22 protein-coding genes are annotated in these 26,483 nt (G+C 67.6%); 12 read left to right on the top strand and 10 right to left on the bottom strand.

The window, feature by feature from the left end; genetic code table 11:
* The first annotated feature begins 13 nt into the window (after positions 1-13).
* The 5 genes from miaB to HYU53_18120 all read left to right on the top strand — a co-directional run bounded on the left by miaB (position 14) and on the right by HYU53_18120 (position 6,211).
* A complete protein-coding gene (gene miaB / locus HYU53_18140; GenBank protein MBI2223113.1) occupies positions 14-1,408 on the top strand; it encodes a tRNA (N6-isopentenyl adenosine(37)-C2)-methylthiotransferase MiaB in 1,395 nt (464 codons plus the stop codon).
* Positions 1,398-1,886, top strand: a complete 489-nt coding sequence (locus HYU53_18135; GenBank protein MBI2223112.1) for a bifunctional nuclease family protein — start codon at positions 1,398-1,400, stop codon at positions 1,884-1,886. Before miaB ends, HYU53_18135 begins: the two co-directional genes overlap by 11 nt.
* 109 nt (positions 1,887-1,995) lie before the next feature.
* Positions 1,996-2,751 carry a ParA family protein gene (locus HYU53_18130; GenBank protein ID MBI2223111.1) on the top strand — a complete coding sequence of 252 codons (756 nt, stop codon included), beginning with the start codon at positions 1,996-1,998 and terminating at the stop codon, positions 2,749-2,751.
* Positions 2,752-2,776: 25 nt separating this feature from the next.
* Entirely contained in the window at positions 2,777-3,574 is a 798-nt protein-coding gene (locus tag HYU53_18125) for a ParB/RepB/Spo0J family partition protein (GenBank protein MBI2223110.1), read from the top strand.
* Between the two features lie 300 nt (positions 3,575-3,874).
* Entirely contained in the window at positions 3,875-6,211 is a 2,337-nt protein-coding gene (locus HYU53_18120) for an LptF/LptG family permease (GenBank protein MBI2223109.1), read from the top strand.
* A 73-nt stretch (positions 6,212-6,284) separates the two neighbouring features.
* On the opposite strand, the gene HYU53_18115 is transcribed toward HYU53_18120, so the two are convergent.
* Genes HYU53_18115 through xerD form a run of 3 tightly spaced genes read right to left on the bottom strand, consistent with a single transcriptional unit; the run spans position 6,285 to position 10,034 of the window.
* Entirely contained in the window at positions 6,285-7,931 is a 1,647-nt protein-coding gene (locus HYU53_18115; protein MBI2223108.1) for a CehA/McbA family metallohydrolase, read from the bottom strand.
* Positions 7,932-7,954: 23 nt separating this feature from the next.
* Positions 7,955-9,106, bottom strand: a complete 1,152-nt coding sequence (locus HYU53_18110; protein MBI2223107.1) for a methionine adenosyltransferase — start codon at positions 9,104-9,106, stop codon at positions 7,955-7,957.
* Positions 9,107-9,149: 43 nt separating this feature from the next.
* The gene (gene xerD, locus HYU53_18105; GenBank protein MBI2223106.1) at positions 9,150-10,034 is read right to left on the bottom strand and encodes a site-specific tyrosine recombinase XerD; all 885 of its coding nucleotides are present in this window, start codon (positions 10,032-10,034) and stop codon (positions 9,150-9,152) included.
* 84 nt (positions 10,035-10,118) lie between these two features.
* On the opposite strand from xerD, the gene murQ reads away from it, so the two are divergent.
* Entirely contained in the window at positions 10,119-11,099 is a 981-nt protein-coding gene (murQ, locus tag HYU53_18100; protein MBI2223105.1) for an N-acetylmuramic acid 6-phosphate etherase, read from the top strand.
* Here murQ and nagB read toward each other — a convergent pair.
* The 3 genes from nagB to HYU53_18085 all read right to left on the bottom strand — a co-directional run bounded on the left by nagB (position 11,042) and on the right by HYU53_18085 (position 16,162).
* Positions 11,042-11,776, bottom strand: coding sequence for a glucosamine-6-phosphate deaminase (gene nagB / locus HYU53_18095; GenBank protein MBI2223104.1), 735 nt, complete (start codon positions 11,774-11,776; stop codon positions 11,042-11,044). The two genes, murQ and nagB, sit on opposite strands and share 58 nt — an antisense overlap.
* A gap of 60 nt (positions 11,777-11,836) precedes the next feature.
* A complete protein-coding gene (locus tag HYU53_18090) occupies positions 11,837-12,784 on the bottom strand; it encodes an ATPase (protein ID MBI2223103.1) in 948 nt (315 codons plus the stop codon).
* A gap of 81 nt (positions 12,785-12,865) precedes the next feature.
* Entirely contained in the window at positions 12,866-16,162 is a 3,297-nt protein-coding gene (locus tag HYU53_18085) for a TonB-dependent receptor (protein ID MBI2223102.1), read from the bottom strand.
* A gap of 131 nt (positions 16,163-16,293) precedes the next feature.
* On the opposite strand from HYU53_18085, the gene HYU53_18080 reads away from it, so the two are divergent.
* From HYU53_18080 to HYU53_18065, 4 genes are all read left to right on the top strand, one after another.
* Entirely contained in the window at positions 16,294-17,592 is a 1,299-nt protein-coding gene (locus HYU53_18080) for a family 10 glycosylhydrolase (protein ID MBI2223101.1), read from the top strand.
* A 4-nt stretch (positions 17,593-17,596) separates the two neighbouring features.
* Positions 17,597-19,105 (top strand): sodium/solute symporter, encoded by a 1,509-nt coding sequence (locus HYU53_18075; protein ID MBI2223100.1) that lies wholly within the window; start codon positions 17,597-17,599, stop codon positions 19,103-19,105.
* Positions 19,102-20,160, top strand: coding sequence for a beta-lactamase family protein (locus tag HYU53_18070; GenBank protein ID MBI2223099.1), 1,059 nt, complete (start codon positions 19,102-19,104; stop codon positions 20,158-20,160). Before HYU53_18075 ends, HYU53_18070 begins: the two co-directional genes overlap by 4 nt.
* A 229-nt stretch (positions 20,161-20,389) precedes the next feature.
* Positions 20,390-22,171, top strand: coding sequence for a Na+:solute symporter (locus HYU53_18065; protein MBI2223098.1), 1,782 nt, complete (start codon positions 20,390-20,392; stop codon positions 22,169-22,171).
* A 36-nt stretch (positions 22,172-22,207) separates the two neighbouring features.
* On the opposite strand, the gene HYU53_18060 is transcribed toward HYU53_18065, so the two are convergent.
* Positions 22,208-22,822: a hypothetical protein gene (locus HYU53_18060; protein ID MBI2223097.1), complete on the bottom strand. Its 615-nt coding sequence runs from the start codon at positions 22,820-22,822 to the stop codon at positions 22,208-22,210.
* 121 nt (positions 22,823-22,943) lie between these two features.
* On the opposite strand from HYU53_18060, the gene HYU53_18055 reads away from it, so the two are divergent.
* Together HYU53_18055 and HYU53_18050 are read left to right on the top strand one after the other, a co-directional pair.
* Positions 22,944-24,218: a PKD domain-containing protein gene (locus HYU53_18055; protein ID MBI2223096.1), complete on the top strand. Its 1,275-nt coding sequence runs from the start codon at positions 22,944-22,946 to the stop codon at positions 24,216-24,218.
* Positions 24,219-24,391: 173 nt separating this feature from the next.
* Positions 24,392-24,934, top strand: a complete 543-nt coding sequence (locus tag HYU53_18050) for a Uma2 family endonuclease (GenBank protein ID MBI2223095.1) — start codon at positions 24,392-24,394, stop codon at positions 24,932-24,934.
* A 27-nt stretch (positions 24,935-24,961) separates the two neighbouring features.
* Here the strand turns inward: HYU53_18050 and HYU53_18045 are convergent, their stop codons facing one another.
* The 3 genes from HYU53_18045 to HYU53_18035 all read right to left on the bottom strand — a co-directional run.
* Entirely contained in the window at positions 24,962-25,360 is a 399-nt protein-coding gene (locus HYU53_18045) for a prepilin-type N-terminal cleavage/methylation domain-containing protein (protein ID MBI2223094.1), read from the bottom strand.
* A complete protein-coding gene (locus HYU53_18040) occupies positions 25,360-25,827 on the bottom strand; it encodes a prepilin-type N-terminal cleavage/methylation domain-containing protein (GenBank protein ID MBI2223093.1) in 468 nt (155 codons plus the stop codon). The genes HYU53_18045 and HYU53_18040 overlap by 1 nt, the downstream gene beginning before the upstream one ends.
* The coding region (locus tag HYU53_18035) for a hypothetical protein (protein ID MBI2223092.1) at positions 25,824-26,483 on the bottom strand (660 nt) is incomplete at its 5' end. The genes HYU53_18035 and HYU53_18040, both read right to left, overlap by 4 nt.

Genomic DNA, 26,483 nt, shown 5'->3' with positions numbered 1-26,483 from the left:
AATTTATACGATTTTGACCAAGAAATACCTGATCGAGACGTTCGGCTGCCAGATGAACTTCCACGACTCCGAGCGTATGGCCGGCCTGTTGGAGCAGGCGGGCTACGAAGCGACGGAGGAGTCGCAGGAAGCAGATCTGGTCGTGCTCAACACCTGCAGCGTGCGCGAGCGCGCCGAGGACAAGCTCTATTCGCGCCTGGGGGAACTGCGCGTGAAGGCCGCCGAAGTGGGGCGCAGGCCCGTGCTGGCGGTCACCGGCTGCGTGGCGCAGCAGGAAGGGCCCGCGCTTCGCAAGCGCTCGCGCGACATCGACGTTATCGTGGGCACGCAAAGCCTGAAGATGCTTCCCATGCTGGTGGAGCGGGCCGAGAAAAAGGGGTCGGGAGCCTTTTTCGGGCCTGCATCGGCGAAAAAGGCTCCCGACCCCTTTTACATCGACATCAACCCCCACGAGGACGTCTCGTTTCCGCTGGGCCTCACGCGCCGGGGAGACCCGGTAAAGGCGTACGTGACGATCGTCGAAGGGTGCAACGACTTCTGCGCCTTCTGCGTGGTGCCGTACACGCGGGGGCACGAGCGCATGCGACCCGTTGCGGAAATCGTCGCGGAGGTCCGGGAGGCGGCGGACTCGGGGCGGAAGGAAATCCAGCTGCTCGGACAGATCGTGAACCACTACCAGGCGCCGGACGATGCCGCGTGCGATTTCGCCGAGCTCCTGGAACGTGTGAGCCGGGTGCCCGGGGTCGAGCGCATCCGGTTTGCGAGCCCGCATCCGCGGCATGTCGGGCCGCGTCTCATCGAAGCAGTACGCGACATCCCGCAGGTCTGCAAGCACCTGCACCTGCCGGTGCAGTCAGGCTCTTCGTCGATTCTGAAAGCCATGCGGCGTCGCTATACGCGCGACAGCTACCTGGACCTGGTTCGCCGCGTCAGGGAGGCGGTGCCGGACATCGCGCTTTCGACCGATATGATCGTCGGGTTCCCGGGTGAAACCGGGCCGGACTTTGCGGAAACGCTTTCGCTCGTCGAGGCGGTGCGCTTCCACAGCATGTTCTCGTTCAAGTACTCGTCGCGGCCGAACACGCTGGCGGAGAAGCGGTTGCCCGATGACGTCAGCGAGAGCACCAAGAGCGAACGGCTGTCGATCCTCCAGGGGCTCCAGAAACGGATCCAGATCGAGCTGCACGAGGCTGCGGTTGGACGGTCCTTCGAGGTACTGGTCGACGCGACGAGCCGCAAGCGCCGCTGGGAGCTTTCCGGCCGGACGACGGGGAACACGGTTGTTAATTTCCCGCTGCCCGCGCCGGCCACCGAACCGGCCGAGTGGGTCGGGCGGACGGTGCAGGTGACCATCACGGAGGCGGGGCCGAACAGCCTACGCGGTCAGGCAGGTTCTCATGCAGATTGACATGTCGATCAAGGGGCTGATGGTCGATCCCATCACCAACATGCCGATCATCATCCTGCGCGACAAGGACGGGCAGCGCGTCCTGCCTATCTGGGTGGGAGTGTTCGAGGCGAACGCGATCGCGCTGCAAATCGAGAACGTGACGACGCCGCGGCCAATGACCCACGACCTTCTGAAGAACGTCATCGAGGACCTGAAGGCCACCGTCCGGAAGATCGTCGTGTCGGAGCTGAAGGAGAACACTTTCTACGCGCTGATTTACCTCGAGGCCGGCGCCGAGGGCATCGTCGCGGTGGACGCCCGCCCGAGCGATGCGATCGCGCTGGCGCTCAGGACCAAGGCCCCGATTTTTGTCGAGGAGGCGGTCATCGACAACGCGAAGACCCAGGAGATCGCCCCCGACAAATCGGACACGGAACGGCTTCAGCGCTGGCTCGAAAGCCTCGATCCGGATGACCTGGGCAAGTACAAGATGTAGCTGTCCTTGACACGCGGCACACCGCTGCTAGAATGGCAGCGATTCCGACCTACCTGGCTCCCACAGACGAGGTTTCCGGGCGCGGCCGCCGTCGCGACCGCCAGCAACGATGATTGTCGCGATTGCCAACCAGAAAGGTGGCGTCGGGAAGACCACGACGGCCATCAACCTTGCGGCGGCCCTGGCCATGCGCGGCAAGCCGACGCTGCTCATCGACCTCGATCCTCAGTCCAACAGCACGATGTCGTACCTCGACGTTGCCGTCGTCGGCAAGAGCGTGTACGACGCGATCACGGACGACAAGGTCAGCTTCGCCGACGTGATGCACCGGTCCACGCAGGACAACCTGTGGATCGCGCCGTCTCGGATCGCGCTCGCGAAGCTCGAGAGCAAGCTGGTGGGGGAGATCGACGCGCACTTCCGCTTGAAGGACCGCCTGGCGCCAATCCGGCAGAAGTTCCCTTACATCGTCATTGATTGCCCGCCGGCGCTGGGGCTGCTGACCGTCAACGCGCTTGTGGCGGCCACGCATCTGTTGATTCCGATCCAGTCGTCCTACTTCGCGCTCGAGGGGACCGACGACCTTCTCGAGACCGTCGAAAAGGTCCGCGCCCGCGCCAACCCGGGCCTGCGCATCCTCGGAGTGGTCATCACGATGCACGACAAGCGGACCGCGCTCGCGCGCGATATCCGAGCGCAGATCGACAAGGTGTTCGGCGGCAAGGTGTTCAAGACCGTGATCACCAAGAGCGTACGGCTCGAGGAGAGTCCGGCGTACAAGGAATCAATCTTCAGTTTTGCTCCCGAATCGTCAGGGGCGACCGAGTATTACCGGCTGTGCGAGGAGGTCATGGATCGTGCCTAAGCGAGGTCTGCCGGCGACGGTGAAAATGCGCCACGACGAGCACTACGTGGAGGCGCTGTCGTTCTCCTCGGGCTCGCCGGTCGGGCGCATGGCGCCGATCGACCAGATCGACCCAAACCCGCACCAGCCGCGGCAGGTCATGGGGGATCTGTCGGAGCTGATGGCCTCCATCGCCGAGAAGGGAGTCATCGAGCCGCTGGTCGTGCGCCAGCGTCGCGGTCGCTACCAGATCATTGCGGGTGAGCGCCGCTACCAGGCGGCGATCCAGGTCGGCCTGCGCGAACTGCCCGTCGTCGTGCGCGACGTGGACGACACCGAGGTGATCGAGCTTGCGCTGGTCGAGAACCTCCAGCGCAAGGACCTCACGCCGTTTGAAGAGGCGGAGGCGCTCCACGCGCGCGCGGAAAAGTGCGGCTACACGCACGAGGACCTGGCGCGCAAGCTGGGGAAGTCCCGCACGTCGGTCACCGAGTCGCTCGCGCTGAACCACATGCCCGACGAGGTGAAAAACCTTTGTCGGCTGGCCGACATCAACTCTAAATCATTGCTATTACAGATAGTTAGGCAATCGGATCCCAAGAAAATGGTCGCGCTGATAGAAAGGATGACGCGCGACGGACTCAGCACCCGCGAGGAACTCCGAAAGGCTGCCACGCCCGCGAAAGCCAAGCCGGGCCGGCCGCGCAGCTACGTATTCAACTACCGGGCTCCGTCGAAGGATTTCAATCTGAAGCTGCAGTTCAAGAAGTCCCAGGTCGAGCGCGAGGAGGTCATCGCCACGCTGCTCGCGATCATCGAAGAGCTCAGGACGTCCAAGCAGTAGGTCTCGCTGCCAAACCTCCGAAGCCACCGGGCGCGCGGAATGCCTTTGCGCTGCTGCGGCGGCCCCGCTTCCTCCTTATAAGTTAACATAACATATCTTATCAGACTCACTTGAAATGCCTAGATAAACCGCCCTGTGGAAGCTTTGTGCGTGGTTTTCTAAGGCGCCCGCCCCATAACCCGTCGCCAGACCCTCTCGGCCGAACCCCCGGCTGAACTCTCCCGCAGAACCACCGCGCAGAACCTCTCGTGCGGAACCACCGTGCAGAACCCTTCGTGCTAATCTCAACCCACGTCCCGCATGTTCCGCACCCTCGACCGCTATCTCATCCGCGAGATCCTGCCCCCGTTCTTCCTCGCCCTCCTGGTCTTCACCTTCATCCTCCAGATCCCGCCGATCATGGACCAGGCCGAGAGCCTCATCGCCAAGGGGGTGCCGTGGATGACGGTCGGCCGGCTCCTTGCGCTGCTCCTGCCGCAGGCGCTGGGGTTGACGATTCCGATGGCGCTGCTCGTCGGGCTGCTCATTGCCTTCGGGCGGCTCTCGGGCGACCGCGAGATGGTGGCCGTCCTGGCGTGTGGCGTCAGCCTCTACCGGTTCCTGCTGCCGGTCATGCTGCTATCGGGCGTTGCCGCCGGCGTCACGATGTGGGTGCTCATCGTCGGCATCCCGGACGCGAACCAGACGTTCCGCGAGATCACGTTCGACATCGTTACGGCGCGCGTGGAAAACGACGTCAAGCCGCGGGTGTTCTTCGAGGATTTCCCGAACCGCGTGCTCTACGTCCGTGACAGCGCGGCCCCCGAGCCCGGGTGGCGCAAGGTTTTCCTGGCCGATACGTCGACGCCGGGACGACCGGTGATCTTCCTGGCCTCCAGGGGGCGCCTGCTGTTGGATCGCGCCGCCCGCCGGGTCGAACTCGTCCTGCACGACGGCGCCCGCTACGCGCCTGGGGAGAAGCCTGGGGAGTACGAGGTGTACCGGTTCAACGGCCGAGACCTCATCATCTCGCTCGATCCGAACAGCGTCTTCCCCACCACGACGCCTCCCAAGGGGATCACCGAGCTGCGCATCGCGGAGTTGCGCGAGCAGATTGCGCTCAAGCAGCGCCAGGGGCTGTCGCCGCACAACGAGATCATGCAGATCCAGCAGAAGTTCTCGATCCCGTTCGCGTGCCTGATCTTCGGCGTGCTCGGGATCGCGCTGGGGGTGACCGCGCGCAAGGACGGCAAGCTCGCGGGGTTCGTGATCGGAATCGGCGTCATCTTCGGCTACTACGTCCTCATGTACCTGGCCGAGTCGATGGCCAAGGGACACATGCTCCCCGCGGCGATCGCGCGCTGGGTGCCCAACCTTCTCCTCGCGCCGCTGGCGATCATGGCCCTCGTCTGGCGCGCGCGGTGGGCCGACGCCGGGCTCTCGATCCCCTGGCTGCGCGGCGCGCCCGCGGCGCCGGAGACTGAGACGGGCGAGACGCCCCTCGCGGCCGCGGCGCCGGCGCAGCCCCGCCGCGGCCGCGTGGTCATCGTGCTGAAGATTCCCCGGGTCTGGTATCCGCGGCCCACCCTGCTCGACGGCTACGTGGCGCGCATGTACATCCGCGTCGCGGGGCTCGCCTTTGCCGCCATGATGGGCATCTTCTACATCGCGACCTTCATTGACCTGTCCGACAAGCTGTTCAAGAAGCAGGCGACCGGCGCGATGCTCCTCGAGTTCTTCTGGTACTCGACGCCGCAGTACATCTACTACGTCGTGCCGCTGTCGGTGCTCCTGGGCGCGCTCGTCACGATCGGGCTGCTCACCAGGACGAGCGAATTGACCGTGATGAAGGCCTGCGGCATCTCGATCTATCGCATCGCGCTGCCGCTTGTGGCCGTCGCGATGGCCGGCAGCCTGGCGCTCTTCTCGCTCGAGGAGCGGGTGCTGGCGCACGCCAACCGCCGCGCGCACGCGCTGAACGCGCGCATCCGCGGCTTCACGCCGCGCACCTTCAACGCGCTCAACCGCCAGTGGGTCGCCGGCCGCGGCAACCGCGTGTACCATTACGCGCTCTTCGATCCGAACCGCCGCGAGCTGCTCGCTCTCTCGCTCTACACGCTCGACGAGAAGCAGTGGCGGCTCGCCCGCCACGTCTTCGTGGAGCGCGCCGCGTTCTCGGGGGGCAACTGGACCGGCCGCGCGGGCTGGGACGTGACGTTTCCCGGCGGGGGGCGCGCGCCCTGGCAGCCGTTCGCTGAGCGGGCGCTGAACGTGGAGCCGCCGGAGTACTTCGAGGCCGAGCAGCCGGACGCCGAGCTGATGACGTACTCCGAGCTGCAACGGCACGTCCGCGATCTCCGCGCCAGCGGCTTCAACGTCGTCCCGCTGCTGGTGGCGCTGCAACGGAAGATCGCGTTTCCGCTCGTCACGGTCGTGATGACGCTGATCGCCGTCCCGTTCGGCGCGACGACGGGCCGGCGAGGCGCGCTGTACGGAGTCGGGCTCGCGATCGCGCTGGCGATGCTGTACTGGGTGCTGCTGAGCGTCTTTGCCGCGATTGGCAGCGCGGGCATGCTGCCGGCCGCGCTCGCCGCGTGGGCGCCCAATCTCCTCTTCGGCGCCGGGGCCGTCTACCTGCTGCTGACCGTCCGAACGTGAATAAGTGGGACAGAATAAGTGGGACAGTCACACTTTTCCGTCAGGTTCCGGAGGAAAAGTGTGACTGTCCCACTTATTCCCTCCACTCGACGTCTCTCAGCGCGAGCCGGCCCGAGGATCCCGGGTCTGCGTTCACGGTGTCGGCGACAAACAGCAGCGAATCGGCGCCAGCCCGATCGACTGCCGGCGCAGCACCTCGAATGGCGCGGAACTCCTCGAGCCGGATCGCGATCCGCCGCCCGGCCGGCCCGACGAAGATCGACCGGCGCCACCGCTGCCCTGCCCCGCCGCCGGCCGGCGAGCGCAACTGCACGGAGATGCGCATCGGCCGATCCGCGCGGGCACCGAAGGACAGCCACCTGGCTGCGGCTGGCACCGCGACGGCGTGAACCAGTGCCGCGTACGGGCTGGTTCCGATCGGTCCGAGGTGGTAGTCGAACTCCACGCCTTCGGGCGACACGCTGACCGCGCCGCCACTTCCTTCCGCATGCTCCATGCTCCAGTCGTTGCCGACCGGGGCGGTCGCCGCGCCCGGCTGGGGCTCGAGCGGACCAACGGGCGCAACGCCGACATAGATTGGGCTGGACACGATCCACGGCACTGGCGGGGTGCCGGGCGCGCCGGGAACGTGGACCTCGACGCGGTAGGCGCCCGGAGCGGCGACCATCCGGCTGGCCAGACCGGGCGCCGGCGCGCGCGCGCGCTCGGCGCCGTTGTGCAGCAGAACGATCGTCGCGCCGGGCGGCCCGCCGGCCTGCACCTCGAAATCAACCGGCCCTGCCGGAATCAGCCGATCCCCGATGGCCGCGCTCGCCGACCCGCTCGTTGCGCGGAACATCAGCCGCGCCGGCCGGGCGACACCGTCGATGCCGGTGAACACGCGGCCGCGCTTCAGCGCCCGCACGAGCACCGGTGCATCAGCCTCCGCGTCCCCCGTCAGCGCCCGGTCAAGCGCGACGTGCACGGCGAAGGTCTCGAACAGAGCGCGGTAGGTCGGCAGTGGGATCCCCCGGCGGCCGTAGTCCTCCGGGCCTCCCCGAGCGATCCTGCCGTGCGCGTCGTGTCCGGCGACATACGCGAGCGCCCGGCGCGCCGCCAACTCATCGGCGCGGGCCAGCGCCGATGATGGCCCGTCAAACGTTCGCGCGATTGCCGCCGCGGGCCTGAGCCAGTAGCCCAGCACCGCGCGCGCCAGCGACGCGCCGCTCTCGTCGCGCCACTCGCTGTCCGCGTTCAGCCATTCGATGCCGTCGATGGGCGCTTCCCAGGCGGACCACGCGAGCGCCTCTTTCGGCGACGCGGGGTGCGCGGCGACAGCCATGCCCCCCAGGCGCTGGACATCCTCCACCACGTCGCGCGCCTCGCCGGCCAGCGGATACTCCGCCTCCTTCAGGCCGATGGCGACCACGTGCCCCTGGTCCGTGCTGATCTCGGCTCCGTCGATGCAGAGCACGCCCCGGCGATAGGACGGAGGCTGGAGACCACGGCCGTCGCCGTGATCGGTGATGACGAGGAACGTCAACCCGGCCGCCGCAGCGGCCGCCGCGACCTCGTCCATGGTGCCGCCGCCGTCGGACTTGACCGTGTGAACGTGGAGCGCGCCCTTGAGCGTGAGGGGATCGACAGCCGCCGAATGCGTGACGGCCCGCGGGGATGGGGGGAGCGCCAGCGCGATCAAAACAACAACGGCGGCCACGAGGGCCGCCGCTGTGCGTCTCACGAGGATTCGCGCCGTCAAGGCTCCTACAGCCCGGCGTCTGCGCGCAGCGCGTTCGCCTTGTCGGTGCGCTCCCAGGTGAACTCCGGCTCCTGACGGCCGAAGTGCCCGAAGGCCGCCGTCTTCTTGTAGATCGGGCGGCGAAGGTTGAGCGTCTCCATGATCCCGCGCGGCGTCAGCTTGAAATGCGCGCGCACGATCTCGCCGATCTTCAGATCGTTCGCGCGGCCGGTGCCGTGGGTGTCCACCAGGACGGAGACCGGGTCAGCCACGCCGATCGCGTACGCCAGCTGCACGGTCGCCCGCTCGGCGAGCCCGGCCGCGACGATGTTTTTCGCGACATACCGCGCCATGTAGCACGCCGACCGGTCCACCTTCGTGGGGTCCTTGCCCGAGAACGCTCCCCCGCCGTGCGGCGCGGCCCCGCCGTAGGTGTCCACGATGATCTTGCGCCCGGTCACGCCGGCGTCTCCCTGCGGGCCGCCGATCACGAAGCGGCCGGTCGGGTTGATGTAGAACTTCGTGTTCTTGTCCATCATCGACGCGGGCACGACCTTGTGCACGATCTTCTCGATGATGTCCTCGCGCAGCGTCTCGTTCGACACGGCGGGGCTGTGCTGCGTCGAGACGACCACCGCGTCGACCCGAACCGGCTTGTCGCCGTTGTACTCAATCGTCACCTGCGACTTGCCGTCGGGGCGCAGGTACTCGAGCTCTCCCTTGCGGCGCGACTCGGACAGGCCGCGGCACAGCTTGTGGGCGAGCATGATCGGCAGCGGCATGAGCTCCTCGGTCTCGGTGCACGCGTACCCGAACATGAGTCCCTGGTCGCCGGCGCCCCCCGTATCGACGCCCATCGCGATGTCGGGCGACTGGGCGTGGATGGACGAGAGCACGGCGCAGGTCTCGTAATCGAACCCGTACTTCGCGCGGGTGTAACCGACATCCCGGATCGTGTCCCGCACGATCTCCGGAAAATCGACGTAGCAGCTGGTGGTGATCTCGCCGGCGATGATGGCCAGGCCGGTGGTCACCAGGGTCTCGCACGCCACGCGGCCGACCGGGTCCTGCGCGAGAATCGCGTCGAGGATGCTGTCGGAAATCTGGTCGGCGATCTTGTCGGGGTGTCCCTCGGTGACCGACTCGGAGGTGAACAGGTGACGGCCCGTACGGCCCATAGCGCTCCTTGTGGATGAAAACAAACAGTTCACTGTAGCAAATTCAGGCGCGCGGGTGAAACTTTTCGTAGACGGCCCGCAGCCGCTCTTCGAGGACGTGCGTGTAGATCTGCGTCGTGGACAGATCGGCGTGGCCCAGCATCATCTGAATCGCGCGCAGGTCGGCGCCGCGCGCGAGCAGGTGCGTCGCAAAGGAATGCCGCAGCACGTGCGGGCTCAGGTCGCGGCTGACGCCCGCGCCGCGGCCGTAGGCCTTGAGGATCTTCCAGAACCCGACGCGCGTGAGCCGACCGCCGCGCGCGTTGGCGAACAGCCAGGGGGCGGGCTTCTGCCGGAGCAGCACCGGCCGCCCTTCAGCGACATAGCGCCTCACCCATGATACCGCCTCGTCTCCCAGCGGGACGACGCGCTGCTTGCTGCCTTTGCCCGTGCAGGTGAGGTACCCGGCGTCGAGATGGAGATCCGGCACGCGCAGCGCGACGAGCTCGGACACGCGCAGCCCGGTCGCGTACAGCACTTCGATCAGCGCGCGGTCGCGCAATCCCCGCGGCTCGGCCACGTCCGGCTGCGCGATCAGGCGGTCCACTTCCTCGGCAGTGAGGTACCGCGGGAGCGCGGCCCACGCGCGGGGTCCCGTGAGGTCGGCGGCCGGATCCACGGCGATCAGCCGGTCGAGGACGAGGAACTTGTAGAACCCCCGCACGCACGCCACGGCACGCGCCACCGATCGCGGCGCCAGGCCGCCGGTCAGCAGGCCGCGGACGAACGCCTCGAGATCCTGCCGTCCGAGCGAGGCGGGCGCGCGCCCGGTCTCGTGCGCGAAGCGGGCCAGCATCGCCAGGTCGCGCGCGTAGCTCTCCAGCGTGTTCCCGGCGAGCCGCCGCGACACGCGCAGGTGGTCGAGATACGCGTCGATCGGATCGGACATTGGCGGCTGTGCTCCACGCGCGCGCATTGACACCCCCCGCCCCGAGGAGTAGTGTACTCCGCCTGTTCCGTTTCGTTAGCCCCGATGCCCAGCCAATCGAAGTGGCAGTACCTGCCAACCGAAGCGATCAACCCGAACACCCTCGCGCTCGACAAGACACCCGTCCCTGACATCATCGACCTCGTCGTCAACGAGGACCGCCGGGTCGTGGCGGCCGTGCAGAAGGAAAAAGAGGCGATCGCCCACGGGATCGAGATCATCACCAAGGCGCTGCGCAAGGGTGGGCGCCTCGTGTTTGTCGGCGCCGGCACGTCGGGGCGCCTCGGCGTCGTCGAGGCGGCGGAGATGCCTCCCACCTTCGGGACGTCGGCCGATCTGGTCCAGGCCATCATGGCCGGCGGGCAGCCGGCGGTGTTCCAGGCCAAGGAAGGCGTCGAGGACAACTACGAGGAAGGGTCGCGTGCGATCGCGCGGCTGCGCATGGGCAAGAAGGACGTGGTCATCGGCGTGTCGGCGAGCGGCGTGACCCCCTTCGTGCGCGGCGCGCTCACGCGCGCGCGCAAGGCGGGCGCGAAGATCATCTTCGTCACCTGCTGGCCGGGTTCCGAGCTGAAGACCTTCGTCGACCTGCTGATCGCCCCGGCGGTCGGCCCCGAGATCATCGCCGGCTCGACCCGCCTCAAGGCGGGCACCGCCACGAAGATGGTCCTCAACATGCTGACCACCATCTCGATGGTGAAGGTGGGCAAGACCTATGGCAACCTGATGGTGGACGTGCGCACCGGGTCCGAGAAGCTGAAGGACCGCGCGCGGCGCATCATCATGATCGTCACCGGGCTCGAGTACGACGAAGCCGACAGGCTGCTGCGCCGCTCGCGCTGGAACGTCAAGGTCGCGATTGTCATGCAGAAGGGCGCCGTGTCGTACAGCGAAGCCCTGAAGCGGCTGCGCAAGGCGGACCAGTCGATCCGCGACGCGATCGGCGAGGACATCGAGCCGCGGCTGCGTCAGCTGCTCAACCTGGACGCCGCCCCTTCGTCCAGGACCAGCTCCACGCGCGGGTGAAGCTGCAGGAATGACGCGGGCACCCGCGTCGTGATCGGCCCGTTCACCACCCGTTCGATGCACCCCGCCTTGCTCTTGCCCATCGCGAGGAGCGTGAGGTCCCGCGCGTTCAGGATCGTCGCCATCCCCATCGACAGCGCGGAGCGTGGCACGGCCTCCACGTCGTGCCCGAACAGCGTTGCGTTCGCGCGACGCGTGGACTGGTGCAGCGCCACGCGGTGCGTCCGCGCGTGCAGCTCCCGCGCCGGCTCGTTGAACCCCACGTGGCCATTGGTCCCGATCCCGAGCAGCACCAGATCGATGCCGCCGGATGCGGCGATCGCGCGCTCGTACCGAGCGCACTCCGCTTCGGCGTTGTCCGCGAGCCCATCGAGGAAGTTCATGCGGTCCGGCGGCACGTTGATGTGCCCGAACAGGTGCTCGCGCATGAACTGCCGGTACGAGCCGGGATGGTCGCCGGCGATGCCGTAGAACTCGTCGAGATTGAAGGTGGTGACGCGGGCGAAATCGACTTCGCCGGCCTTGAAGAGCGCGACCAGCTGCCGATAGAGGGGAACCGGGGTGCGCCCGGTCGGGAGCCCGAGCGTCGCATCGGGCTTCCCGGCAATCCGCGACGCGATCTGCCGCGCGACGGCCGCCGCCGCGGCTCTCTCGGAGGGATAGACGGAGATCTTCATGCAGCGGCCACGATCGTCCCGATCCCTGAAACCTGGCCTCTCACCTCTGACCTCTGACCTCTAGTCATGAATGTAGGCGGGAATCCTCGCGCCCCCCTTCGCCTCGGCCAGCGCGAGCCGGACCGCCCCTTCGGCAGGCTCGCGATCGAGCTGACGCGCGGTGACGTTCGGCGCGTCGTCGCGAACGCGCGCCGGCAGTTCGCTCACGAGCCAGTGCAGCCCGCGGAAGATGCCGCCCGACAACAGGAGCGTGAACGCCTCGTCCACCATGTGGAGCCGCCGTGCCACCGAGATCACGTAGCCGGCGAGCTCGCGCGCCGTGCCGTCCATGATCCCGGCCGCCACCTCGTCGCCCCGCTCGAACGCGTGCTGGACGTAGGGCGCGAGCGCCGCGATCTCGGGCGGCTTCACGCCGCGGTAGTAGACGGCGTGCAGCAGGTCCTGCGGCCGCCTGACCTCGAAGTGCTTGAGCAGCAGGTCGGTGAGCAGCGTATGGGCTCCGCGTCGATCCTGCTCGCGGAGCACGGCACGAATCGCCGCGCGGCCGATCCAGTATCCGCTGCCCTCGTCGCCGAGGACGTAGCCCCAGCCGCCGGCGCGCGCCGCCTGCCCTTCGACGTTGCGGCCGTACGCGATCGATCCCGTCCCGGAAATCACGACGATGCCGGGGCCCTCGCCGGTGCCGGCCTGCAGCGCAATCAACGCGTCGTTGACGACGACGAGCCGCGCCTTGTAGCCGATCCGCCGCATGATGCTCCAGACCACGCGCGAATCGTCCTCGCGATCGACGCCCGCCATGCCGAGGCAGATCGCCGCCGGCATGGCGCGGCGCGCGACCGTCTCGAGCGCGCGCTCCATGACCTCGTGAAGGACCTTTTCGACCTGGAGCTCGCCGGCCGCCTGGAGGTTGGCGCCCGGCCCCCGCGTTTCGGTGACGAGGCGCCCGTGGTCGTCCGCGAGCTGGCACACGGTCTTCGTGCCGCCAGCGTCTATGCCGATGACGTGCATGGCAAGGTCAGGAGTCAGAAGACAGAAGGCAGGCGCCAGGGTTCGGGAAGAATCTCCCGAAGCCTGACGCCTGAAGCCTGTCTAGAACGTCAGCTTGACGCCCATCTGAATCATGCGGGGATCGCCCGCCGACGTCAGCCGCCCGAACGTAGGTGTCCCGAGAACCGTCCCCACGCCGGTGAAGTTGGTTTCGTTGAACACGTTGAACGCCTCGAGCCTGAACTGCATCCTCACACGGTCGGTGACGACGAAGTTCTTGAAGAGCGCGAGGTCCGTCCAGTGCCTCCACGGCCCGCGCACGACGCTGCGCGGCGCGTTTCCGAACGTGTTCGGCGCCGCGTTAGCAAAGGCGGCCGTGTTGAACCACTGTTCGACGGTCTTCGGCCCCTCAGGCTCGCCGATAAGGTCCGGACGGCGGGTGACGTTGCCGAACGAGTTCGAGGTATTCGCCGACGTCGTGATCGTCAACGGAGTGCCGCTCGCCAGCTGTGTCGCGCCGCTGATCTCCCACCCCCCCAGCAGGTTGTATTTCACCCGGTCGGAGCGATCGTTGAAGAACGGCAACGCGTACACGTAATTGGCGCCGAAGATATGCGTGCGGTCGTAATTCGTCACCGCCCGCTCCGCATCCAGGTTGCTAATGTCCTGCACGAGGTCAGACCGGTCTGATGACGAGTCAGACTCGGCCTTCGACAACGTGTAGTTCACGTTGATCTGGAGCCCCTGCTGCCAGCGCCGCTGCACCGCCACCTGCAACGAATTGTAGATGGAGGTGGCGTCGGTCGCCCTCAGCGTGATGTTGCCCCATCCGCGGTACGGCCGCGCAGCGTTGCTCGCGCCAGTCGTCCCCGGAGGCGTCTGATTGACGTCGTACGCGCGCAGCAAGTTGCGCCCGGCGCTGCCGACGTACGCGATGTCGAGATTGAACCTGTACGGCAGCTCGCGCTGCATCCCGATGCTCCACTGGTGCGTGGTCGGGATCTTGAAGTCGGGGCTCATCGCGATCAGGTTCGGAATGATCACCTCGTTGTTCCGCTGCGCGCCAGCCGTCGGGCTCTGCAGCGTCGGCCCTGAACCGCCCGTCGCGCTGAACACCGCGCTCGAGGCGAACGGCGGATTGACGAAGGCATTCTGCAGCGCAATCCCGACGAGGGTCCGGTCGAAGTACATGCCGTACCCGCCGCGAATTGCCGTCGAGCCGTCACCGCGCGGATCCCAGGCGAAGCCGGCCCGCGGGCCGAAGTTGAACCACCGCGTCTCCGTTACGCGACGCCCGTAGGGGGAGTTCTGTCCCGCGACAATGATGCCGTTCAGCGGGTCCCCCGTGCCGGGGACGCGGACGTTGGCGGAGCTGATCTGGTATGCCTTCGACGGGTCGAATGCGGCCGGATCGAAGTTGGTCAACAGGTCTTCCGTGTCATACGGCTGCACGATCGCGGACCAGCGGACACCCAGGTTGAGCGCCAGATTCGGCCGCACTTTCCAGTCGTCCTGGAGGAACGCTTCGTACATCTGGAAGCGCAGGTGCGAGGCGATATCGATGTTCGTCTCGCTGTACGAGGACGCGCGGCCGAGCAGGAAGTCCGCAAAGGCGTCTCCGGTCGATCGGAAGGCGGCCGAAGAAGTGCCCGGAAACACGAAGGCCCCGTTGGTCCCGCTGGCCGCGTTCTCGTTCTTGAACTCCCACGAGAGGAGCACGCCGCCCTTGATCGAGTGATCGCCGACCATGAGCGTCAGCGTGTCCTTGATCCGGTGCGAGCCGTACGTGTTGTCGTATGGGCCGAAGAAGTTCCAGCCTCCATAGCCCCCGCTCCCGAAGCTCACGCCTGGCAGGACCGCGTCGCCCGGAGCGCCGGTGAACACCTTCGGGATCGAGACATCGCGCTTCGACAGGTTCGACGTGATCTCGCTGACGATCGCGCCGCGGCTATAGTTGTACGACGCCTCGTTCAGGAGGTTCGGCCCGACGATCCAGTTCCACGTGCCGACGAAGCTGCGGCCGGGGTTGTTCGTCTTGGTGTTGGCGATGCCGGGAAAGGCCGCGTTGAAGCTGCCGAAGATCTCGCCGAACGGTTCTTCGGACGGGATCGAGTCGTGGATGAACCGCCCATACACGAGGTGGTTCGGCGAAAACTGGTAATCGACGCGAACGAGCTCCTCGCGGAAGTCGCGCACCTGGGGCGTCGCGGCGCTGAAATTGCGATTGCCGCCGAGCACGGCCGGATCCGCGTTCGGAGTCGGGAACCGGTCGAGCAACGCCTTCGCGAACGGATCGATCCGGCTGGCCGGAATCTGGTTGTTTGGAAACGGGAGCCCCGTGGTTGGGTCCACGATGACCGTGGAAAACTCGGAGAAATCACCACTGCGCTGGCGGGCGGTCGCGACGCGGGTGTTGGCGACGCCGCCACCGCGGACCTGCTCAATGTTCCTGAACTCCTGGCCCCAGAAGAAGAACAGCCTGTTCTTCATGACTGGCCCGCCGATCGTGCCGCCGTAGTTGTGGTACTGCAGGGGCGCCGGATCACGCTGACCGTCGCGATCGAAATCGAGCGTGCTGAAATAATTGATCGCGTCAAATTTGTCGTCGCGGTAGAACTCGTACACCGAGCCATGCAGCTCGTTCGTGCCCGACTTCGTCACGACGTTCACCTGGCCACCGCCGCTGCGCCCGAACTCGGCGCTGTAGTTCGAGCGGAGGATCTTCACCTCGCTCACCGAGTCGACGCTGACGTAGTTGATCAGCGCGAGGTTGGACCCGACGTCGTTGTTGTCGGCCCCGTCGATCATCCAGTTGTTCTGGCTGGCGCGGTTCCCGTTCACGAACACGCTCGTCAGATTCCCCAGCCCCACGAACATCTGGCTGCCCAGGGTGGTCGAAACACCCGGCTGCATCGCCACGAGCTGAACGAGGTTCCGACCGTTCAGCGGCATCTGCATGACCTGGGTGTTGTTGATGAGCGTGCTGACCTCGGAGCTCTCCGTCTTGACGATGGGGGTTTCAGCCACCACTTCCACCGTCTCGGCGACGTTTCCGGCCCGCAGCGTGACGTCAATTCTGAGGCGGTCGTTGACGTGAAGCTCGATGCCGCTCCGAACCGTCTTGCGGAAGCCGCTCAGCTCCGCGCTGACTTCGTACGTGCCAACAGGAAGAAGCGGAGCCGCATAGGTGCCGGTTTCTGTGCTGACCAAATCCCACGTGCGTCCGGTCTCGACGTTCTTGACCACCACCGCCACCCCCGGCAGCACCGCGCCGGTCTCATCGGTGACCACGCCGGTGATCGTGCCGGTTGTTTCCTGCGCCGCGACCGGCGTCGCCGCGCCGCCGACCAGGGCTACCGACAGCGCCAACGCCGTAAGCAACCGCAAGCAGACTCGCATTCCGACTCTCCTTTGTGCCGTGAACTGTTCGTGCGGCCACAGCCTACTGCAAATCGGCCTATGACACCACTCGCTCACGGCCGGCCGAGGATTGACAGGCTGAGCCTTAACCTGTTAATTTTGGCCACTTTATGTCGATTTCAATGGCGCGGCTGCGATGGCCGCGCCTCGCAGTCCCCGCGGCCGCGGCCGCGCTGGCGCTGCTCTGCGCAATCCCGCTGAAAGGTGACGATCTCCCCGCCCCGCGCACCGAGCCTCTCGAAGTGCGCGGCCTGTGGGTGCTTCGCTCGTCGCTCACCTCGGCTTCCTCAATCACCAGCCTCGTCCGCACGGCGCGCGCGAGCGGGTTCAACACGCTGTTCGTCCAGGTGCGCGGCCGCGGCGAGGCGTTTTACTCGTCGGCAATCGATCCGCGCGCGAGCGACCTGGCGGGGCAACCCGCGGCATTCGACCCGCTCGCGAAGGTGATCGACGCCGCGCGCGCCGCCGGCCTGCGCGTGCACGCCTGGGTCAACGTCAACCTCGTCGCCAGCGCGGCGGATCTGCCCGACGACCGCGGGCACGTCGTTTACCGGCACCCGGACTGGTTGATGGTGCCGCGGGCGATCGTCCAGGAGCTGGCCGCCATTGACGGGCACAGTCCGGCGTACTCGGGCAAGCTGTCGCGGTGGACGCGGACGGTGAACGGCCGCGTCGAGGGACTGTACCTGTCCCCCATGGTGCCCGAGGCGGCCACCTACACGGAATCGGTCGTGGCGGAGCTCGCGGCGCGCTACGACGTGGACGGCGTGCACCTGGATTACCTGCGGTATCCGAACGACGAGTTCGACTACAGCCGCTACGCGGTCGCGGCGTTCCGCGAGGAGGTCGCGCCGTCGCTCGCGCCGGCGGCACGCGCGGCGCTCGATCGCCGCGCCGAGATCGACCCGTTTGCGTACCCGGACGGGCTGCCCGCCGAATGGTCGCAGTTCCGGCGGACGCGCCTGAGTTCTCTCGCCATGCGCCTGCGGAGCGCCGTCAAGCGCTCCCGCCCGTCGGCCGTCGTCACGGCCGCGGTGGTGCCCGACGTGGCCGAGGCCTACAGTGATCGCCTGCAGGACTGGCGCACGTGGCTCGAGTCCGGCATCCTCGATGCCGTGTGCCCGATGGCCTACACGACGGATGCGGCGACCTTCGCGCAGCAGATCGCGGGGGCGCGCGCGGTGGCCGGATCGCGGAGCGTCTGGGCGGGCATCGGCGCGTGGCGCCTGAGCCCGGCGCAGACCCTCGAGCACATCGCGCTGGCGCGCAGGGCCGGCGCGTCGGGCCTCGTGCTCTTCTCCTACGACAGCCTCACGGGTCCCGCGCAGGCCCGCCCCGACTACCTGGACGAGATCGCGCGCACGGCCTTCCACTTGAGCGGGGCGGCTGCCGCCGGCGGGGCGCGCTGAGCCCGTGAGCTGGATCGACTTCGCCGTCCTCGCGGCCTACCTCGCGGGGATCGTCGCGTTCGGGTCGTGGTTCTCGAAATCGCATCGCGACGTCCGCGACTACTTCGTCAGCGGCGGCGCCGTGCCGTGGTGGGCGATCATGGGATCGATCGTCGCCACCGAGACGAGCACCGTCACCTTCATCAGCGTTCCCGGCTACGCCTACACGACGAACTTCACCTTCCTGCAGCTGGTGATGGGCTACATGATCGGCCGGCTCGCGGTGAGCCTGCTGTTCATCCCCGCGTACTTCCGCGGCGAGATCATCACCGTGTACCAGCTGCTCGGGACCCGCTTCGGCACGCCGGTGAAACGCCTCGCCTCGTCGGTGTTCCTGGCTACGCGGACGCTTGCCGACGGCTTCCGTCTCTTCGCGACCGGGCTCGTGCTGGCGGCGCTGCTCGGCGCCACGCCGGCGCTGTCGGGCTATTCGACGCACGCGATTCTCGTCGCGTCGGTCCTCATCATGGGGATCGCCACGATCATCTACACGTACCACGGCGGCATGACCGCGGTGATCTGGACCGACGTCATCCAGCTCGTCGTGTACCTGGTCGGCGCGTTCCTGGCCGCGTACATCCTCATCCTGCGGATCCCGGGCGGCTGGGCCGAGATCACCGCAACGGCGACCTCCGGCGGCAGGCTCCGGGTGTTCGACTTCACGTTCGACCTCACGCGCGGCTACACGTTCTGGTCGGGGGTCGTCGGCGGCGCGTTCCTGACCACGGCCACGCATGGCACCGACCAGCTCATGGTGCAGCGGTACTTCTGCGCGAAGTCGGCGGGGGACGCGCGCAAAGCCCTGCTGTGGAGCGGCGTGGCGGTCTTCGCGCAGTTCGCGCTGTTCCTGCTGATCGGCGCGATGCTCTACGTCTACTACTCCGGCTACGCACCCCAGGAAGCCGCGGCCTTCATGCGCGAGGGGCGCATCCAGAGCGACCGCATCTTTCCGACGTTCATCGTGCACCACCTGCCGACCGGCGCCGTGGGACTCGTCCTCGCGGCGATTTTCGCGGCGGCCATGTCGACGCTGTCTTCGTCGCTGAATTCCTCGTCGGCCGCCGCGCTGGCCGACTTCTATATCCCCGCAACCGGCGGCCGCCGCAGCGACGCGCACTACTTGCGGGTGTCGCGAATCGCCACGCTCGTCTGGGGCGTGCTGCAGATCGTGGTGGCGATCGCGGCGATTTCGCTCTCGTCGCGCGTCGTCGATGAAGTGCTCGGGATCGCGTCGTTCACCAACGGCATCATCCTCGGGGTATTCCTGCTCGGCACACTCACGCGGCGCGTGGGCCAGACGGCGGCGTTCGCCGGCATCCTGGTCGGGGCGGGCGTGATGTTGTGGCTGAAGCTGTTCACGGCGGTGAGCTGGCAGTGGTACGTGCTCGTGGGCGCCACCACGACGTTCGCGGTCGGCGTGCTGGCCAGCCTGACGGTGCCGTCGGCGGCGCCCTCCGGCGCGCCAGAGCCGTGAACCGCTTCGATCACGCGGCGGGGCTGATCGCTGGCGCCGTGGCGTCAGGCGTGACCCCCGCGGCCGTCGCTGAGGTGGGCCGCGCGACGGGTACCCTCTGGCGCGCCCCCTTCGGTCGCCTCACGTACGACGCCGAGGCGCCCGCCACGGCCGACGACACCTTCTTCGATCTCGCATCGCTCACCAAGGTGCTCGCAACCGCCCCCCTCGTGATGCGTGCCGTGGACCGGGGACAACTCCGCCTGGGCGATCCGGTGCGCGGATACCTGCCCCACTGGCGCGGCACCGATCGAGACGACGTGACCATTCGGGATCTGCTGGCCCACTCGTCCGGCCTCACGGCTTACCTGCCTTTCTTCCGCGACTACAGCGGGCGCGCGGAGTTCGAGCGCGCCATCTGCGCGCTGCCGCTGGAGTACGCGCCGCGCACGCGGTCGATCTACAGCGACCTGGGGTTCATGCTGCTCGGCTTCATCCTCGAGGATCTGTTCGGCCGCAGCCTGGCAAGCTGCTTTGATGAACTCGCGCGCGCGATCGCGACCGGCCCGATCGGCTTCAACCCGCCCGCGGCGCTTCGGCCGCGCACGGCCCCGACCGAGGTGGATCCCTGGCGCGGACGGCTGCTCGCGGGCGAGGTGCACGACGAGAATTGCTGGGCGCTCGGCGGCGCGGCCGGCCACGCCGGCCTGTTCGGCACTGCCGCGGCCGTCGGAACCTTCGCCCGTACGGTCCTCGAGGCGTTCCGCCGCGACACGGCGCTCGCCCGCCGGACGACGATGGAGCTGTTCGCACGCAGGACGATCGATGTGCCGGACAGCTCGCGCGCGCTCGGGTGGGACACGATGCTCCCCACCTCGTCATGCGGCACGAAGCTCTCCGCGCGCGCGATCGGCCACACCGGATTCACCGGCACGTCGCTGTGGATCGACCCGGAGCAGGATCTCTACATCGTGCTGCTCACCAATCGCGTCCACCCGACGCGCGAGAACAACCGGCTCAAGGAGCTGCGCGGGAAAATCCACGACGCGGTCCTCTCCGGCATCCTGGGCTCCTGAGTGGCTGGCAGGCGCGCGGGTGTCGCGCGAACTGCGGGCGGCTCTTTTCAGCGCGCCCCGGCGCGCACATCCGGCATGATGTCGCGCGCGAAGTGCCGGCCGAAGCCCAAGGCCCGCTCGCACCCGCCGGCACTTCGCGCGCCCGATCCCGCGGCGGATCTGCAAGATCCACCTCGCACGTCGTGTCCCACGCGTTGGTATAGACTCTGCCCTCGGAGCCGTCCTCCCGATGACACTCTCTGCACTCGATTGGTCCGTTGTTGCCCTCTACTTCCTCCTCTCCCTCGCCGTCGGCTTGTACTACGCGCGGCGGGCGGGCAGCAACATCAGCGAGTACTTCCTCTCCGGCCGCGACCTGCCGTGGTGGCTGGCGGGCACGTCGATGGTCGCGACAACCTTTGCCGCGGACACGCCGCTCGCGGTCACCGAGATGGTGGCGAGAAACGGCGTCGCGGGCAACTGGCTGTGGTGGGCCATGCTGCCGAGCGGCATGCTGACCGTCTTCTTCTTCGCGCGCCTCTGGCGGCGGGCGGAGGTCATGACCGACGTCGAGTTCGTCGAGCTGCGCTACTCCGGCCGGCCCGCCGCGTTTCTGCGCGGCTTCCGGGCCGTCTATCTGGGCCTCGGCGTCAACCTGATCATCATGGGCTGGGTGAACCTCGGGATGGCGAAGATCCTGAGCGGCACGCTCGGCATCGGCAAGTGGGAGGCCCTCACCTTCTGCCTCGGGATCACGTTCCTCTACTCCATCCTCTCCGGTCTCTGGGGCGTCGTCGTCACCGACGCGATCCAGTTCGTGATCGCGATGACCGGATCGATCGCGCTGGCCTGGTTCGGCATTCGTGCGGTGGGCGGACTCGACGCGCTGCAGACGAAGCTGGCGGCCGTCACGCCCGCGGGCAGCAGCGAGCCGTTCGGTGGCGCGGCGGTGAGCCTCTTCCCCGATGGCAGCGCCGTCTGGATGCTGCCGCTCCTGACGCTCGCCGTGTATCTCTGCGTGAACTGGTGGGCGTCGTGGTACCCCGGTGCCGAGCCGGGCGGCGGCGGGTACGTCGCGCAGCGGATCTTCTCCACGCGCAACGAGCGTCACGGCCTGCTGGCGACGCTCTGGTTCAACGTCGCGCACTACGCCCTGCGCCCGTGGCCCTGGATCCTCGTCGCGCTCTGCTCGGTGGCGCTCTACCCGGACGGCGCCGTGAATCCCGAGACAGGCCAGGCCGATCCCGCCTTCGGCTACATCAAGGTCATGACGGATTTCCTGCCGGTGGGCTTCCGCGGCCTCCTGCTCGCGTCGTTCGCCGCCGCCTACATGAGCACGATCGCCACCCAGATGAACTGGGGCGCGAGCTACCTGGTCAACGATTTCTATCGACGCTTCGTGCGGCAGGACGGCACCGAGAAGCACTTCGTGTTCGTCTCGCGCATGGCGACGCTGGTCACCGTGCTGCTCTCGCTCGTCGTGACCTATTTCATGAACCGCATCACGCAGGGATGGGAGCTGCTGCTCACCATCGGCGCCGGTACCGGGCTTGTGTACATCCTGCGCTGGTACTGGTGGCGCGTGAACGCGTGGTCCGAGATCGCCGCGATGACGGCCGCGCTCGTCGTGTCGCTCGCGCTGACCTCGCTGCAGGTGTTCGACAGCTCGCCGCTGGGATTCGCGCAGACGCTGCTCGTGACGGTGGGCGTCACGACGATCGTCTGGCTTGCCGCCACGTTCCTGACCGCCCCGGAACCGGAGCCCGTGCTGGATGCGTTCTACCGGCGGGTCACGCCCGCCGGCCCGGGCTGGGGCGCCGTGTCACGGCGGACGGGCATCGTGTCGCCGGATCCGATTGCGCCGAACATCATCAACTGGATGATGGGAATCGTGATGGTGTACAGCGTTCTCTACGGCCTGGGCGAGGTCTTCTTCGGTAGCGGGTTCAACGTGGCCTGGTCGTTCCTCCTCGCCATCGTGTCCGGCATTGCCGTCTCGCGCAACCTGGCCAGAAGCGGATGGGCGAACTGACGCCGGGCGCCGAGCCATCGGCCGCTCGATGACGTCTTAACTTCCGCCGGGGGGACGCTGCCCGCCGGGGCGAAACGGCCTGCGAGGGCCGCGCTGGTCGGGCCCGCCAGGCCCTTCGCCTGGCCGCACCCGATCGCCGGCACCGCCAGGCCCACCGGTGCCGCCAGGCCGCGGCCGGCCTGCGGGACCACCGGGGCCCGACGCAGCCTGGGCGAAGATGAACGGCCACTGGCTGTACTTGCTGCGCCCCTTGTAGATGCGGATGGAGGTCTCCTCGCTCTGGCTTGCGACCCCCATCAGGCCGCCCATCGGCGAGCTCGCCGGCTGCTGACCCAACTGCGTGCGGCCAGGCTGCTGCTGGATGGCCTGCTGCTGCGCCTGGGCGACCTGTCCGGCGTAAACCGGACGGAAGTCCTTGCCGGTGATGGGGTCCTTGTACTTCTTGCGGAGGAATTTCTGCTGCACCAGCACGTCCACGTTCGGCGGGAAGCTCTGGAACTTCCGGTTGAACAGGCCGATCGCGCGGACGTACTGCTCGCCGCGGAAGACGAGTTCCGCTTCCCGTTCACGGCGCATCTGATGCTGCCAGACGGGCAGCACGGCCGACAGCAGAACCGACATGACGGCCAGCATCGTCAAGAGGGCCGCCATGGCGTAGCCCCCTTCACGTGCGACGTGCCACGTGCCACGTGCGACGTGCCGGGTGCGACGTGCGGCACGCGACAGTTCTTGACCCCGTAAGTGCATGAGATTACTATCTTTAGCTGCCACCATGCTAACACGACCCCTTCGGCGCGCGTCGTTGGTGCTTGTCTTCGGCGCCGCGGCGTTGGCCGCTTCGGCCTGCGACAAGATGCCGCTGGTCGCGCCGACCGGCACGGTGATCACGCTCTTTGCGAACAACACGGTGCTGCCGATCGACGGCTCGATCGAGATCACCGCGATCGCGATTGAGGCGGGCTCGGCCCCCTCGACGGGCACGGGCACGGGCACGGGTACCGGCACGGGAACGTCCACGAGCGCCGGCGCCACCGCGGCGCAGGGCACACCGGTGCACAACGGCACGGTCCTCACGTTTACGACGACGCTGGGGCGGATTGAGCCTCAGGAGGCGCGCACGCACAACGGGCAGGTGACGGTCCGGCTGTTCGCCGGCGGCGCGTCGGGCGTCGCGACCGTGCGTGCGTTCTCCGGCGGCGCGGCCTCGAACGAGCTGAAGCTGAATGTGGGCGCGGCGGCGGCAAAGACGGTGTTCCTCAGCTCGACGCCACAGACGTTGAGCTCCGCGGGGGGCACCGCGCAGATCTCCGCGCGCGTCGTCGACGTGAACGGCACCAACCTCGCGGGCGTCCCGGTCACGTTCACCGCGGACAACGGCACGCTCTCCAATTCGACTGTCCTCACCGATGCGTCCGGTGTGGCGACAACATCGCTGACAACCAGCCGCGAGACGAAGGTCACGGCGACGGTGACGGGAGATGTGAAAGCTGAGATGACGGTCCGGCTGAACCCGCGCGTCAACGTCACCATCACACCGCCAGCAACGCCGCCGACCGCGGGAATTTCGGCCAATTACACGATCGCTGTTGGGGCGAATGCGAACGTGCAGAACGTCCGTGTGAACTGGGGCGATGGCAGCGTTCAGGATTTGGGCGCAATCAGTGGTAGCGTCACTGTGCCGCATCGGTATACCAACGACGGCGATTACACCATCACGGTGACCGCCTTCGATGCTAGTGGCAACACAGAGACGGTAGCGAGCGGCGTGAGCGTGCTGCCGCAGCAGCCACCCGGTGTGCTCCTCGCAGTATCCGACACGACTCCCCAGGTTGGCCAGCAGGTCAACTTCACCGCAACGGTCAGCGGTGCGACGTCCACGATCCTGCGGTACGAATGGGATTTCGGTGACGGCACAACGAAGACGACGACCGGAAATCAGACGAGCCATACCTACGGTGCGGCGGGCACTTTTACGGTCACAGTTACCGCTGTTCAATCGAGCGGGCCGTCAGGTCAGAACAGTACCACCGTCGTCGTCTCCATCTAGGCGCGAACGCTTCGCGGGGCGGCAGAAACTGCCGCCCCGCGGCGCCGTTCGCATCGCACTTTCTTCCACAGGCCTCACGCACTACCCCGCCAATCGCAGGGAAACAGCCGGGCATGCATTTCGCTACAGACGACGTTACAATGGCGCTCGTGGAAAGGGTTGTGCGGCCCAGGGTGAGTTACAGCGACTTGTGCCAGCAGCCGGAGGACGGCCGCCGTTACGAACTGTATGACGGCGAGGTGTTCGTGGTCCCGTCTCCGCTGCCCCTGCACCAGATTGTCGCGATGAACATCGAGGACTGGCTGCGTCATCATCCGCGCACGCGAAGCGGGCTGACGCTGCTGGCGCCGCTCGACGTCGCCTTCTCCGAGTACGACGTCGTCCAGCCGGACCTGTTGTATTTCGAGCCGGAGCGGCTCCCGCTGCTCTCGAACAGGCGCGTCACCCGCGTGGCGCCGGATCTCGCCATCGAGGTGATCTCGCCGGGCACGGCGTCGAACGATCGCGGGCGGAAGATGCGGATGTTCGCGCGCTACGGCGTGCGCGAATACTGGATCGCCGATCCGGAATCAGAACGCGTCGAGGTCTTCTCGTTGGGAGGAGAGATGTTCAGGCTCGTGCAGCAGGCGGCCGGCGACGACGCGATCGTGTCTCCGCTGCTCGGCCCGCTCGGCGGCGAAGTCTCCTCGTTCTTCCGCTCCCCGCTCGCCGGCTGAGATTACCAAATTACCGAATCACCACATTCACCAGTCAGAGTACGCCGTCCCGTCGAGCGCCGTCCCTTCCGCCCCGCTCTTCACGTCGTAGATGCCCGGCTCCGCGGAGGGGTTGGCCGGATCGGGCTCGGCCGGGATTGTCTGCCACGTGTCTGCCGAGCGCGTGATCGGATCTTCGGGGATCTTGCGCAGGTAGCCTTCGCTGACGAGGGCCTCGAGCGAGGCGGGATACTTCGCCTTGTCGGCGTAGTACTGGTCGATGGCGTCGCGCATGCGGAAGAGATCCGTCTTGAGCACCGCCTCGCGCGAGGAGGTGACCGAGTTGCGGTAGTTCGCCACGCCGACGCCCGCCAGGATCGTGATCAGCGCGATGACCACGAGCAGCTCGATGAGCGTCCAGCCGCCGTCCGTACGAAATCTGAGCATTACCAGTCTCTGTACTTCGTGCCGTCGAGCGCGGTGCCCTCCGACAGCGAGTAGACGTCGTACACGTTCTGGCCCCCCCAGGAGGTCGAGCCGGCATCGTCCTGGTAGGCGCGCCTGCCCCACTCCGCCCTGCCGGTCATCGGATCGAGGGGGATGCGGCGCAGGAACTTCAGCTTGCGCCCGCTGGCGTCGTTGGCGGGGCGGACTCCCTCGACGAGGACGTCGAGGTCCTTGGGATACCCTTCGCTTCCGCCGCCCACGTCGATGGTCGCGATCGCGCCGGCGTCCACCGCGTCCTTGAACTTGTCGATCGCCGTACGTACGTCGCGCAGCGCGCGCCGAAGCTCCCCTTCGCGCTGGCGCTGCACGGTGACGCGCGCGAGCGGCAGCGCCGCGGACGCGATCACGAGCAGGAGCGCCGTCACGACCAGCAGCTCGACGAACGTATAACCCGAGGACTTCATCATCGCACCGTGACGGTGACGGGCGAGACGCTCACCGGGATCACATTTCCTTCCGGCGTCGTGGCCGTGCCGCTCAGCGTGAACGTCACGTTGCCGGCCGCCACCGCGTCGAACAGCACCGCCGCCAGCAGGCCGGAGCCTGACGCGCCGGTCGCATCGCTGGTGCGGGCAATGACGATGTCCACGCGGTCGGCGCCCGGGTCGGTGCGCGGCGTGAAGGCGGGGCTCGCGCCCCCCTGCCGCATGAACGAGCCTTCCTGCACGGTGCGCGGGCGGACCACGGCCGGGTTGAACGTGAGCGTCAGGGCGATCGTCGAAAGGCGCGAGACGCCGTTGATCGAGATCGGCACGGTATAGGGGCCGCCGCCCACGCGGAACTCTGTTCCGGGGGGCGTCACGATGAGCTGCGCAGGCCCTGCGGCCGCGACCGGCGCCGGCGCGGGCGCAGTCGGCGCGGCGGGTTCAGCCGGCGGTGTCGTCGCGGCCGGCGGCGTTTCCGTCTGGGGCGCCGGGGTCTGCTGCGAAGGCGGCGGCAACAAGCCTGGCACCGGCGATGTGCCGGGCGGAATGGTTGGCCGAACCGCCTGCGGGACGCCGGGCGCCGCCGCGCCCGCCTGCGGGCCGAGCGGCACGCCGGGCGCGGCACCGGGCTGCGACGT

The organism is Acidobacteriota bacterium, assembly GCA_016184105.1.
Classification (GTDB): Bacteria; Acidobacteriota; Vicinamibacteria; order Vicinamibacterales; family 2-12-FULL-66-21; genus JACPDI01.
The sequence above is the reverse complement of the archived record's forward strand: the minus strand, read 5'-3'. Positions and strand labels throughout refer to the sequence as shown.